This is a genomic window from Curtobacterium sp. MWU13-2055, from assembly GCF_023242305.1.
Classification (GTDB): domain Bacteria; phylum Actinomycetota; class Actinomycetes; order Actinomycetales; family Microbacteriaceae; genus Curtobacterium.
The window spans coordinates 24,582-36,588 of sequence record NZ_JALLIO010000005.1 but is presented as its reverse complement, the minus strand read 5'-3'; the positions used below and the strand labels follow the sequence as shown (position 1 = coordinate 36,588).

Here is a 12,007-nt window from a genome sequence, read left to right as displayed (position 1 = left end):
CTGAAGGTCGTCGTGGGCACTGACGGCACCCGCGATCGTGAGCGCACCCGACAGGCGGTCCTCGAGGCCGCCGAGCGGCTGCTCGCCGAGCGCGGCACCCGGGTGAGCGTCGCCGAGATCGCGGCGGACGCCGGCGTCTCCAAGAGCGGCCTGCTCCACCACTTCCCGTCGAAGGACGAGCTGCTCCTCGCCGTCGCCGCGCACGGTCTCGCGACGTTCAAGGACGAGGTGCTGCGACACGTCGACCTGGCCGAGAACCGCCCCGGCAAGGTCCTCCGCGCCTACGTGCGGACCCTGTGCGGCGGCAGCGAGCGCGCCATGGAGGTCTTCTCGCCGACGGCGCACTGGACCGGTCTGATGGCAGTGCCGGGGGTCGAGGCGGTCGTCGCCGCGGACGCCGAGGACTGGCGCGCGGTGTTCGCGCGCGACGGCCTGCCCGAGGACCGCACGTTGGTCGTCCGGCACGCGGCCGAGGGGCTCGCAGCAGCGACCGCCATGCCGCCGTACCTGGACGCACGCGAGCTGGCGGTCACCCGTGACGCGCTGCTCGCCCTGGCAGAACCCGCCTGACGACCCGGCCAAGAGGCCCGGTGCCGGCCCGCCCCGCCGGTCACCAGGGCAGGCGGCCGGCCCGACCCCCGTGGTTCAGTCGGTGTCGCCCGGCTCGGCGAAGAAGGTCGTCAGGGTGACCACGACACCGTCGCGGACCTCGATCACGTCGATGCCGCGCACCGCCGGGGCACCGACCGGGCCGAAGCCCCACGCCAGGGCCCCGTGCGTCCCGGACACGTAGCGGCGGCCCTCCTCGACGAACTGGAACGCGCCGGGCACCCGGTCGAGCAGCTCGGCGGCCTTCTGGTCGAGGGCATCCCAGCCGACGGCGGTGCCCTCGGGATCGGTGAAGGCGACGGCGGGGGAGTACGTCCGCTCGATCGCGGCTCGGCGGGAAGTGGCGTCTCGGTTCCCGAAGACGTCGTGGAGGTTCGCGGTCAGCAGCTCGGACACGGTGGCCATGCCCGGAGCCTAACCTGGGGCCATGCACACCGAAGTGCCCCGGATCGACGCCGCACTCGTGGAACGACTCGTCGCGACGCAGTTCCCCGAGTGGAACGGCCTGCCCGTGCGCGAGGTCGACCACCAGGGCTGGGACAACCGCACGTACCGACTCGGCGACGCGCTGTCCGTCCGGCTGCCGAGCGCCGCCGGCTACGTGCCCGGGCTCGAGAAGGAGCAGGACGTCCTGCCGTACCTGGCGCGCCGGTTGGACGTCGCGGTCCCCGAGCCGGTCGGCCGGGGGGAACCGGGCGAGGGGTACCCGTTCCCGTGGTCGGTCCGGCGGTGGCTCGACGGCACGGTGGCTGCACGTGCGGTCGACCTCGACCACGAGCGCTTCGCCGCCGACGTCGGCGCGGTGCTCCGGCAGCTCCGGAGCCTCCCCGCCACCGGGGGCCCGACCGCCGGCGTGCACTCGTTCCACCGTGGCGAGCACCCCTCGGTGTACGGCACCGAGGTCGTCGCGGCACTCGACACCCTGGGCGCGCAGGTCGACCGTGCGGCGTGCGAACGCATCTGGGACGACGCGGTCGCCTCGACCTGGGACCGTCCGGGGGCCTGGTTCCACGGTGACGTCGCGCCGGGCAACCTGCTCGTGGACGACGCGGGACGCCTCGCCGCCCTGATCGACTTTGGCACGTGCGGGGTCGGCGACCCGGCCTGCGACCTCGTGCTCGCGTGGACGTTCCTCGAGCCGGCGGCGCGCCCGGTGTTCTACGAAGCCGTGGGGCTCGACGCCGACGCGTGGGCGCGGGCGCGTGGCTGGGCGCTGTGGAAGGCGCTCATCATGCTCGCGGGCAGCGCCGGCCCGGGCGACCGCGCGGAGCACGAGCGCGTGCTCGCCACGGTGCTCGCCGATCCCGTCGTCTGACCGGGCGGCGGAGCCCCGAACCCAGGCGGGGCTGTGAACGCACCACGGGGCGGGCGCGTACCGAAGAGGGGGAAGCGAGCCGCGCCTCCCGGCCGGCCCGAAGCGACCACGAGAGGAACGCGACGTGCGCGCACTGACCTGGCAGGGCACCGAGAAGGTGTCCGTCGAGACCGTCCCCGACCCGACCATCCAGGAACCGACCGACGCGATCGTGCGGATCACGTCCACGGCGATCTGCGGCTCCGACCTGCACCTGTACCGGGTCCTCGGCCCGTACATCGACAAGGGCGACGTCCTCGGCCACGAGCCCATGGGCATCGTGGAGGAGGTCGGCAGCGCCGTCACGAACCTCAAGGTCGGCGACCGCGTCGTCGTCCCCTTCAACATCTCGTGCGGCCACTGCTGGATGTGCAAGAACGGCCTGCAGTCGCAGTGCGAGACCACCCAGGTCACCGAGTACGGCTCGGGAGCGGCGCTCTTCGGCTACACGAAGATGTACGGCCAGGTCCCCGGCGGCCAGGCCGAGTACCTCCGGGTCCCGCACGCGGACTACGGGCCCATCGTGATCCCGGACGACGGCACGCCCGACGACCGGTGGCTGTTCCTCAGCGACATCCTGCCCACCGCGTGGCAGGCCGTGCAGTACGCGAACGTGCCCGAGGGCGGCACACTCGCCGTGCTCGGACTCGGCCCCGTCGGCCAGTTCGCCGCCCGCATCGGCAAGCACCTGGGCTACCGGGTGCTCGCCGTCGACCCCGAACAGGTCCGCCGCGACCTCGGCGCGAAGCACGGCGCCGAGGTGTTCGACCTGACCAAGGACACCGTGCCGGAGCTCGTCGACCTGACCGACGGCCGCGGCCCGGACGGGGTCGTCGACGCCGTCGGCATGGAGGCGCACGGCAACCCCGTCGCCGGCTTCGCGCAGCGTGCGGCCGGGCTGCTGCCCGACGCCCTGGCGCAGAAGGCGATCGAGGTCGCCGGCATCGACCGGCTCGCAGCCGTGCACGCCGCGATCGACCTGGTCCGTCGCGGCGGCACCGTGTCCCTGAGCGGCGTCTACGGCGGCATGGCCGACCCGATGCCGATGATGACGCTCTTCGACAAGCAGATCACCATCCGCGAGGGACAGTGCAACGTGAAGCACTGGATCGACGACATCATGCCGCTCGTGCAGGACCCGTCGGACCCGCTCGGCACGCTCGACCTGACCACGCACCGGGTGTCGCTCGAGGACGCCCCGCACATGTACGAGGTGTTCCAGAAGAAGCAGGACGGCTGCGTCAAGGTCGTGCTCGACCCCGCACTGGCTGCCGCCTGATGCGGATCGTCGTCGTCGGCGGGACCGGCAACGTCGGGACGGCGGTGCTCCGTCGGCTCGCGCAGGCGCGGGTCGCCGCGCGGGCGGACGGGGCTTCGCCCGGTGCCTCCGACGGCGACGGGCGCGGCGGCAGCGTCGAGATCGTCGGGGTCGCGCGGCGGCTGCCGGACGTGCACGCGGAGCCGTACGGTTCCGCCGTCTGGCACGCCGTGGACATCGGCGCGTCCGACGCGGTCGGCCAGCTCACCGCGGTCTTCACCGGTGCCGACGCCGTGATCCACCTGGCCTGGGCGCTGCAGCCGACGCACGACATCCCGCTGCAGTACCGGACGAACGTCACCGGCACCGCGAACGTGTTGTCGGCCGTGGCGCGAGCAGGGGTGCCGCAGGTCGTCGTCGCGTCGTCGGTCGGGACCTACCGGGGCGTCGACGCCGCGGGCAAGCGGACCCCGGTCGACGAGAGCTGGCCGACCGACGGCATCCCCACCGCGACGTACTCGATCCACAAGGCCGCGAACGAAGCGGCGATGGACGCGTTCGAGGCAGACCATCCGTCCGTGATCGTCACACGGCTGCGCCCGGGGCTGATCTTCCAGCGGGACGCCGCCGCCGAGATCCGCGGGCTGTTCCTCGGACGCCTCGTGCCGATGTCGATCGTGCGGTGGATCCGGTGGCTCGTGCTGCCCCTGCCGTACCCGTTCGTGTTCCAGGCGGTGCACGCCGACGACGTCGCGGACGCCTACTGGCGGACGGTCGACCAGCGGGCCGGTGGAGCGTTCAACATCGCCGCGTCGCCGGTGCTCAACCCGCCGCGGTTGGCCAGGGCCTTCGGCATGCTCGGTGCCGTGCGGATCCCGCTCGGACTGCTGCGCGGGATCGTGACGCTGACGTGGCGGCTGCGGTTGCAGCCGACGGACGCCGGCTGGATCGACATCGCGGCCGGCGTGCCGATCATGCGGACCGACCGTGCCCGGTCGGTGCTCGGATGGGAGGCCCGGCACACCTCCGAAGACGCGTTGCGTGCGCTCGTGGCCGGGTTCGCGGACGGTGCGCACGTGGCCGCGTCGGATCCGCTGCGGGGGTAGCTGGGCTGGGCGGGTGCTGCCGGGGCGTTGCGGGTGCTTTCGGGCGTACCTGGTCGGAAGTTTCGACCAGGTACGCCCGATTCCGCTTCCCATCGCGGGTGTTCTGGGAAGGAACGGGCGCTCGGGTCGCGCTACGCTTCGCTCGTCGTTGTGAGAAGGGGGAGCGCGATGGTGCTCAGTTGGTCGGCGTTCGGTGAACTCGAGGGACCGGGCGGCTCGGGGATGCCCGACCTGTTCGGCGGTTGGTTCGGCATCGCGTTCGGGGTCGTCGCAGCCCTGACGATCCTCACCACCCTGACGATCGTCGTCCTGACGCTCTACCGGGGCAAGCGGATGGCCGACCGCGGTCAGAACCCGCTCACCATGCAGGAGGACATCGTGTACCAGGCGATGCAGAGCCGGACGCTCGCGCCCGAGAAGCCGCTCGAACAGCGGCTCGCCGAACTCGACGACCTGCACGCCCGCGGTGTGATCTCCGACGAGGAGCACCGGGCGGCGCGAGCCGAGGCCCTGCGCGGATGATCGCCTCCGAGGAGCTGCACAACCCGCTCGTCCCGCCGCTGTACGACATCGTGTGGAGCGTGGCGATGGGGCTCATCGTGGTAGCCGTCGTCGTCACCGTGTGGATCGCGGTCGTCCGGAGCCGTCGCTCGAACGGTGCGCCCCGGACGCTCCGCGAGCAGCGGTTGGCGGAACTCGACGACCTGCACGCTCGCGGTGTGATCTCCGACGAGGAGCACCGGGCGGCGCGAGCCGAGGCCCTGCGCGGTTAGCCTGGGGCGGTGCTGCTGCCGACGGACCTGCTGGGGGAGTGGGTGCTCCGCCGGTCCCTGGACGACCGGCGTGCCGGCGTGCAGGGCGTCGTCACCGGCACCACGACGCTGACCGCGGTCGGCACGGACGAGGTGCGCTGGGACGAAGCGGGCGTGATGACCTTCGGCGGCCGGACCACCCCGGTGTGCCGGACGCTGACCGTCCGGCGCGACGATGACCACGCGTGGACCGTGCACTTCGCCGACGGCCGGGTGTTCCACGACTGGGTGTGGGGCGCGAGCGTCGCCCACGCCTGTGCACCGGACGACTACACCGGGGCACTGGACGGCGACGAGCAGCGGTGGACCGTGCGCTGGGAAGCCCGGGGCCCGGCGAAGGACTACCGGCTCGACAGCGTGCTGGAGCGTCACCGGCACGCGCCAGACTGAGTCCATGGCACGTTCCTCCGGCACCGAAGCCCCGCGCATCACCCTGACCGAGCCCGTCGACCTGCAGGACTGGGTCCCCGGCCCCGGCGACGTCCTGACCGGCGACCGCATCGAGGGGAAGCGCATCGGCGTGCTCGACCTGGCCGGTGAGCGCCTGCCCGACCTCGAGATCGAGGAGTGCGTCATCGACACGCTCCGGGGCGACGGCGCCGACTTCCGTGGCTTGCGGGTGCACGACTCGATCATCGACACGCTCGACGCCCCCGTGCTGCGGGCGTCGAGCAGTTCGTGGCGCGAGGTCCGGGTGTCCGGCGGTCGCATCGGTTCCGGCGAGCTGTACGACTCCGGGTTGAACGGCGTCGAGTTCGTCGGGATGAAGTTCGGGTTCGTGAACCTGCGCGGATCGACGCTCACCGACGTGGTGTTCCGCGACTGCGTCATCGACGAGCTCGACATCGCGGACGCCAAGCTGCTGCGGGTGTCGTTCGAGGGCAGCAGCATCCGCGACGCCGAGGGCTCCAACACCCGGATCGACCACGTGGACCTGCGGGGTGCGGACCTCGACCGGGTCGAGCGCCTCGAGGGGTTCCGCGGTGCGACGATCGGCGCCGACCAGCTGTACACGCTCGCCCCGCTGCTGGCGGCGCAGGCGGGCTACCGCGTCGACTGACGGCTGCCCCGAGTCTCGGGCCGGCTGCCCCGAGTCTCTGTGTGGACGACACTCCTCGCGGTTCCGAGCGCGAGGACTGTCGCTCAGGCCGAGACTCGCCCGGAGCCCGCCGCGGCGGCCAGCGCAGCCGCGAGGTCGGCCTGCACCAGGTCGCCGTGGGCCGCAGCCCCGGCCTGGACCCCGGCGGCAGCGGACGCGATGACCGTCGCCATCGGGGCCGCCACGTTGCCGGCCGCGTACACACCGCGCACCGAGGTCTGCCCGGCCGGGTCGACCGTCAGCGCGCTCGCGTACCGGAGGTCACCCATGAACTGGTCGGTGGCGACCAGGCCGAGCCCGGTCAGGAAGTCCACGCGCGCCTCAGCGGTGCTCGCCGCGGCCAGGGCGTCGAGTTCGACGACCTCGCCGGAGCCGAGCGTGACCCCGGTCAGCGTGCCCTCCGACGAGCGGACCTGCGTGACCGTGTCATCCACGACCTCGATCCCGCGGGCCTGCAAACCGGCCAGGGCGGTGTCGTCGACGAGTGCCGGATCGGTGACGAACGCGGTCACGTGCTCGCTCAACGCCCGGAACATCAGCGCGTGGTGCACGCCGTTCGGTGTCGTCACGAGCACGCCGATGCGCTGGTCGCGGATCTCCCACCCGTGGCAGAACGGGCAGTGCACGACCCCGCGTCCCCACTGTTCGGCCAGGCCCGGTACCTGCGGCAGGACGTCCACGGCGCCGGAGGCGACGACGAGCCTGCGGGCGGTGACGACCGTACCGGAGTCCAGCGTGACCGAGAAGCCGACCGGGTCGGTACCGTCGCCCGTCGTCGCGGACGCGGCCACGATCCTCCCGGCCGTCACCTCGACTCCGTAGGCGGCGACCTCGTCGCGACCGATCGCGGACAGCTCGGCGGGGGCGATGCCCTCGCGCCCGAGGTAGTTGTGGGCGCCGGCCGACGGCGCGTTGCGGGGCTCGCCCGCGTCGACGACGAGGACGGAGCGGCGGGAGCGCCCGAGGACGAGGGCGGCGGAGAGGCCGGCGGCTGCTCCGCCGATGACGATGACGTCGTAGTGATCACGCATGCAAGGAGCATGTGGTCGATGGGTCGCGGACAGCAAGGAACCTTGCTGATGTGGCAACCTGGGCAGCATGTCCCACGGCCCGCAGGAACCAGTCGCCCCCCGCACGACCGCGCAGGTCGTCGACGGGGTGGGGCCGCGGTTGCGCGCGCTCCGTGCCCACCGGGACGTCACGCTCGCCGCCCTGTCGGAGGAGACCGGGGTGTCGGTGAGTACGCTCTCGCGGCTCGAGTCGGGGCAGCGCAAGCCGACGCTCGAGCTGCTGCTCCCACTGGCGCGGGCGTACCAGGTGCCGCTCGACGACCTGGTCGGAGCACCGCAGACCGGCGACCCCCGGGTGCACATGAAGCCCGAGGTGCACGGCGGCCGGGTCGTCGTGCCGTTGACGAAGCGCACCGGCGGCGTGCGGTCGTTCAAGCAGCTGTTCCCACCGAACACACCGGGCGGCGAACCGTCGCTCAAGACGCACGAGGGGTACGAGTGGCTCTACGTCCTGTCCGGCCGCCTGCGCCTGGTGCTCGGCGAACACGACCTCGACCTCGGGCCGGGTGAGGTCGCCGAGTTCGACACCCACACCCCGCACTGGATGGGCAACGTCACCGACTCGGTGACCGAGGTGCTGTGCCTGTACGGGCCCCAGGGGGAGCGAGCGCACGTGCGGTCGCGACCGACGCGCTGACCCGCGGGCCCGCTGGCCCGCTCGGTCTACGACGTGAAGACGTGGTCCATGACGTCGTCGAGGAGCCCCGAGGTCTCGATGTTCGACTGCTGGATGTGGATGCCGATGTCACCACGCGTGAAGTAGGTGTCCCCGTCGGTGACGGGGTACTGCTCGTTCTTCGACACCTTCTGGCACTGGTAGCCCTCCGCCTCGTTGCCGCAGTCGTAACCGTCGTCCGGCAGCTTCTGCAGCGCTGCGCTCGCGGTTGCCGAGTCCACGACGTCGACCGCGATCGACAGGTAGGAGATGTCGGCCTGCGGTTCCCGCCACACGCAGTACAGACGCTTGCCGTCGGCCTGCAGGACGGGGGTGAAGGCACTCTTCGGGATCGCGATCGGGTCGCCGACGACCGAGGGGTCGTTCAGCGGAGTGGAGGCGAACGCGTCGTCCCACTTGCCGGGGGTGATGAGATCGGTGCAGCTCGCCGGCACCGTGCCGCCGTCGTAGTCGACCCCGGGGACCTGCGTGATCGTCGATGTCGGCTCCGGAGTGCTGCTCGTGCTGGCGCTCGGTGTGCCGGTGCTCGCTGTGCCGGTGCTCTCCGCCGTCGTCGCGGACGGCGTGCCCGGCCCCGCTGGTGCGCTCTGGGCGCAGCCTGACAGGGCGAGTCCGATCGCCAGTGCCGCCGTCAGCGTCGCCGTGATCCCGGATGTCGTCGTGCGCGCTGATCGCCGCATCGTTCCCCCTCGTTCGTCGTGCGGACGTGCCCGCACACCCGAACGTAGGCGGACGTGCTGACGGCGTCCGCAAGCGTCACCGTTCCGTGACCCCGTCAGCGGGTTCGCCATCCGCGGCGTACCCGCAGCCCCACGCGCACGCGCCGCGCCCACCGACGCACCGGGTTCGCCCGCCGGCCGTTCACGCGGAACGTGTGGAAGGCGCGTCGCGTCCGCAACAGTGCGGACGGGAGGCCCGACAACGGTCGCGCGGACACCTGCACCGTGAGCACGGGGTCGGCCACCACCCGCCAGGCCGGGTCGAGCTGCATGCTCAGGTCGACGTCGTCGTGCACCTCGGGGTCCTCGCGGTGCGCTCGGCTGCGGACCGCGTCCCAGGTCCACCGCCGCATCGCCATCGCGGAACCGAACAGCGGTGGGCGGCCGAGCGCGGCCCACATGAGCGCGAAGTACGGCCGCATGTAGACGGCGTCCCACAGCCGGCCGATCAGCGGTCCGCCGTCGTGTGGACACCCGGGTCCGGTCACCGCGACGACCGTCGGGTCGGCCAACAGCCGCACCGCGTCGGCGATCCACTCCGGCGGCGGCACGGAGTCGGCGTCGAGTCGGACGAGGACGTCGCCGGAGGCCCGGTCGTAGCCGCGCGCCGATGCCCGGGCGATGCCACGGATCCGTTCGGTCAGCACGACCGCCCCCGCTGCCTGGGCGACCTCGGCACTGTCGTCCCGGCTGCCGTTGTCGACCACGACGACCTCGTCCGCGAGCAGCGTCTGGCCTGCGAGGGCGTCGAGGCAGCGTCGCAGGTGCGCAGCGTCGTCGCGCACGGGGATGACGACGGAGACGCGGACCATCCTCCGATCCAACCGGAGGTCCGCTGTGCGGCCACGCGGTAGCGTTCCGGGCATGGACCGGACCGACGAACTCGCCGTGGAGCTCCGGCACGCGATCGGCCGCGTCGTGCGCGCTGCGAGACGGGAGGCGGACTCGTTGCCGACCGCCCACGCGACGACCCTCGGGTTCCTCGAGCGCGAGGGCCCGATGCCGATCGCGGAGCTGGCCCGTCGCCGTGCGGTGAAGCACCAGGGGCAGTCGCGCACGGTCGGGGAGCTCGCCGACCTCGGGTACGTCGAGCGGACGGCATCGGACACCGACCGCCGCGTCTCGGTCATCCGCATCTCCGACACCGGCAGCGAGGTCCTCCGCCACGACATGACGGCGCGGGCCGACTGGTTGGCGACGGCGATCCGCGAGGAACTCGACGACGAGGAACGTGCGGCCCTCGAACGCCTGCCCGGCATCTTCGAACGGTTGGCCCGGCGCGCCGACTGAGTGCTCCCTCACCCGGATCGGCCACCAGAACTACAACACAGTTGTAGTGTTGTCGCATGGAGCTGACGAAGTACAACCACGCCACCGTCGTCCTCGAGCAGGACGGCACCACCCTCGTCATCGACCCGGGTACCTTCACGCCCGAGGCTGCTGATCTTGCCGGCGCTGCCGCCGCGGTCCTCATCACCCACGAGCACGCCGACCACTTCGACGTCGACGCCGTCCGTGCCGGGCTCGACGCGAACCCGTCGCTCGTGGTCCGCGGGCCGGCGGCGATCGTCGAGCAGCTGGGTGACCACGACGGCCGCGTCGCTGCGGTCCGTGCCGGTGACGCGTTCGAGGTCGGGCCGTTCTCCGTGCAGGTCTTCGGCGAGCAGCACGCCGTCATCCACCGCGACATCCCGACGATCGCGAACGTCGGGTACCTCGTGAACGGCACCGTCTTCCACCCGGGCGACGCCTATCTCGTGCCGGGGGTCCCGGTCGGCACGCTGCTCATCCCCACGAGCGGCCCGTGGGCGCACACCGCCGCCGCCGTCGACTACGTCCGCGAGGTCGCGCCGCAGCGCGCGATCCAGATCCACGAGCTCCTGCTGAGCGACGCGGGACAGCAGATGAACGTCCGCATGCTCGGGACCGACGGTCTCGGCGGCGTGCCGACCACGATCCTCCAGGCGGGTGAGCACGTCACCGTCTGACGGACGCGACCGTGCTCCTGGGAGGCGATCCGCGCCTCCCGGGCAGCATGGAGGGATGTCCGACGCTCCCTCGACCGCAGTCCTCTTCGACATCGACGGCACGCTCGTCGACTCGAACTACGCCCACATCGATGCCTGGTGGCGCGCTGCCCGCGCAGCGGGTGAGTCCGTGGACGCCTGGCGGATCCACCGCGCGATCGGCATGGACTCCGCGAAGCTGCTCGAGACGCTGCTGCCGGACGCGTCCGACGAGACGCGCGACACCGTCAAGCAGTTCCACACCGCCTACTTCGCCGAGCACATGCCGCAGCTTCGGCTGCTGCCGGGCGCCCGTGACCTGCTCCGTGCGGTCGCTGAGGCCGGGCACGCCGTCGTCCTGGCGACGAGTGCTCCGGAGCACGAACTGACGCGGCTGCGCGAACTGCTCGACGCCGAGGAGTGGCTCACCGCGGTGACGAGCTCCGAGGACGTCGAACAGGCGAAGCCGGACCCCGGGATCATCCAGGTGGCGCTCGACCGGGCCGGTGTGCGTGCGGACGCTGCCGTGATGGTCGGCGACGCGATGTGGGACGTCGAATCGGCCGGACGCGTCGGCGTGACCTGCGTCGCGGTGATGACCGGCGGCATCGGCGGCGACGAACTCCGCGGCGCCGGCGCTGCCGAGGTCCACGACGACGCCGCTGCCGTGCTCGCCGCGCTGCGGTCCGGGGACGGCGCGATCGCCGCGCTGGGTGGGCGCGCGTGAGCGTGCACCGCTGCCGGCATCCGTGACAGGATCGTCGACCGTGATCACGATCGAACGCGTGTCCTGGGACGACCCCCGATCCGTGGTGCTCCGCGCCCGCATGGACGACGAGATGCACGAACGCTACGGTGCGTCGAACGGCGACGAGGACCCGGCGATCACGGCCGAGCGGAGCCGCGCGCTGTCCGTCGACCCGTCGACCGTCGTCGCCTCGGTCCTCGCGCTCGACGAGTCCGGGGACGCCGTCGGGCACATCGCGATCCGCCGTCTCGGCGACGAGGTCGAGCTGAAGCGACTGATCGTGCTGACGTCGGCTCGCGGCAAGGGCGCCGCCACCGCACTGCTCGACGAGTGCGAGCGCATCGGCCGCGAGCTCGGCGCACCCCGGCTGATCCTGCAGACCGGTGACAAGCAGCCCGACGCGGTCGCCCTGTACGAGAAGACCGGGTGGAGCCCGATCCCGGTCTACGCGCCGTACGCGGCGACGATGCCGTGGTCGTTCTGCTTCGAGAAGGCGCTCTGAGGCTTCCCGCCCGTATTGCACTCTCAGGGAGATAGTGCAATTCTTGCT

The 12,007-nt window shown here is 72.2% G+C and carries 17 protein-coding genes; 13 read left to right on the top strand and 4 right to left on the bottom strand.

Annotated features, from left to right (window positions below; genetic code table 11):
* Positions 1 to 12 precede the first annotated feature (12 nt).
* Entirely contained in the window at positions 13 to 570 is a 558-nt protein-coding gene (locus tag M4960_RS11835) for a TetR/AcrR family transcriptional regulator (RefSeq protein WP_207913300.1), read from the top strand.
* A 75-nt stretch (positions 571 to 645) separates the two neighbouring features.
* Here M4960_RS11835 and M4960_RS11830 read toward each other — a convergent pair whose 3' ends face one another.
* Positions 646 to 1,014: a nuclear transport factor 2 family protein gene (locus M4960_RS11830; RefSeq protein WP_248704337.1), complete on the bottom strand. Its 369-nt coding sequence runs from the start codon at positions 1,012 to 1,014 to the stop codon at positions 646 to 648.
* A gap of 22 nt (positions 1,015 to 1,036) precedes the next feature.
* Between M4960_RS11830 and M4960_RS11825 the strand changes: the two genes are divergently transcribed.
* From M4960_RS11825 to M4960_RS11795, 7 genes are all read left to right on the top strand, one after another.
* Positions 1,037 to 1,924, top strand: coding sequence for an aminoglycoside phosphotransferase family protein (locus M4960_RS11825; protein ID WP_248704336.1), 888 nt, complete (start codon positions 1,037 to 1,039; stop codon positions 1,922 to 1,924).
* Positions 1,925 to 2,048: 124 nt separating this feature from the next.
* Positions 2,049 to 3,242, top strand: coding sequence for a zinc-dependent alcohol dehydrogenase (locus tag M4960_RS11820; RefSeq protein ID WP_111085852.1), 1,194 nt, complete (start codon positions 2,049 to 2,051; stop codon positions 3,240 to 3,242).
* Positions 3,242 to 4,327 (top strand): NAD-dependent epimerase/dehydratase family protein, encoded by a 1,086-nt coding sequence (locus M4960_RS11815; RefSeq protein WP_248704335.1) that lies wholly within the window; start codon positions 3,242 to 3,244, stop codon positions 4,325 to 4,327. The genes M4960_RS11820 and M4960_RS11815 overlap by 1 nt, the downstream gene beginning before the upstream one ends.
* 168 nt (positions 4,328 to 4,495) lie before the next feature.
* On the top strand, positions 4,496 to 4,849 hold the full coding sequence (locus M4960_RS11810) for an SHOCT domain-containing protein (protein WP_248704334.1): 354 nt from the start codon (positions 4,496 to 4,498) through the stop codon (positions 4,847 to 4,849).
* A complete protein-coding gene (gene ccmI / locus M4960_RS11805) occupies positions 4,846 to 5,100 on the top strand; it encodes a c-type cytochrome biogenesis protein CcmI (RefSeq protein ID WP_248704333.1) in 255 nt (84 codons plus the stop codon). Before M4960_RS11810 ends, ccmI begins: the two co-directional genes overlap by 4 nt.
* A gap of 9 nt (positions 5,101 to 5,109) precedes the next feature.
* The gene (locus M4960_RS11800) at positions 5,110 to 5,529 is read left to right on the top strand and encodes a DUF6314 family protein (protein WP_248704332.1); all 420 of its coding nucleotides are present in this window, start codon (positions 5,110 to 5,112) and stop codon (positions 5,527 to 5,529) included.
* Between the two features lie 4 nt (positions 5,530 to 5,533).
* Entirely contained in the window at positions 5,534 to 6,199 is a 666-nt protein-coding gene (locus M4960_RS11795) for a pentapeptide repeat-containing protein (RefSeq protein ID WP_123937311.1), read from the top strand.
* An 83-nt stretch (positions 6,200 to 6,282) separates the two neighbouring features.
* Here the strand turns inward: M4960_RS11795 and M4960_RS11790 are convergent, their stop codons facing one another.
* Positions 6,283 to 7,269: an NAD(P)/FAD-dependent oxidoreductase gene (locus M4960_RS11790; protein ID WP_248704331.1), complete on the bottom strand. Its 987-nt coding sequence runs from the start codon at positions 7,267 to 7,269 to the stop codon at positions 6,283 to 6,285.
* 67 nt (positions 7,270 to 7,336) lie between these two features.
* Between M4960_RS11790 and M4960_RS11785 the strand changes: the two genes are divergently transcribed.
* Positions 7,337 to 7,945 (top strand): helix-turn-helix domain-containing protein, encoded by a 609-nt coding sequence (locus M4960_RS11785; RefSeq protein ID WP_123339097.1) that lies wholly within the window; start codon positions 7,337 to 7,339, stop codon positions 7,943 to 7,945.
* A gap of 26 nt (positions 7,946 to 7,971) precedes the next feature.
* Here M4960_RS11785 and M4960_RS11780 read toward each other — a convergent pair whose 3' ends face one another.
* A complete protein-coding gene (locus M4960_RS11780; protein WP_123294878.1) occupies positions 7,972 to 8,664 on the bottom strand; it encodes a hypothetical protein in 693 nt (230 codons plus the stop codon).
* A 95-nt stretch (positions 8,665 to 8,759) separates the two neighbouring features.
* Positions 8,760 to 9,515: a glycosyltransferase gene (locus M4960_RS11775; protein WP_248704330.1), complete on the bottom strand. Its 756-nt coding sequence runs from the start codon at positions 9,513 to 9,515 to the stop codon at positions 8,760 to 8,762.
* Between the two features lie 52 nt (positions 9,516 to 9,567).
* Here M4960_RS11775 and M4960_RS11770 point away from each other — a divergent pair, with 52 nt between their 5' ends.
* Genes M4960_RS11770 through M4960_RS11755 form a run of 4 tightly spaced genes read left to right on the top strand, consistent with a single transcriptional unit; the run spans position 9,568 to position 11,959 of the window.
* The gene (locus M4960_RS11770) at positions 9,568 to 9,993 is read left to right on the top strand and encodes a MarR family winged helix-turn-helix transcriptional regulator (RefSeq protein WP_123937315.1); all 426 of its coding nucleotides are present in this window, start codon (positions 9,568 to 9,570) and stop codon (positions 9,991 to 9,993) included.
* A gap of 56 nt (positions 9,994 to 10,049) precedes the next feature.
* Complete coding sequence (locus M4960_RS11765) at positions 10,050 to 10,691, top strand: MBL fold metallo-hydrolase (protein WP_173170259.1); 642 nt, start codon at positions 10,050 to 10,052, stop codon at positions 10,689 to 10,691.
* 55 nt (positions 10,692 to 10,746) lie between these two features.
* Positions 10,747 to 11,436: an HAD family hydrolase gene (locus M4960_RS11760; protein ID WP_131881863.1), complete on the top strand. Its 690-nt coding sequence runs from the start codon at positions 10,747 to 10,749 to the stop codon at positions 11,434 to 11,436.
* Between the two features lie 40 nt (positions 11,437 to 11,476).
* The gene (locus M4960_RS11755; protein WP_248704329.1) at positions 11,477 to 11,959 is read left to right on the top strand and encodes a GNAT family N-acetyltransferase; all 483 of its coding nucleotides are present in this window, start codon (positions 11,477 to 11,479) and stop codon (positions 11,957 to 11,959) included.
* Positions 11,960 to 12,007: the final 48 nt, after the last annotated feature.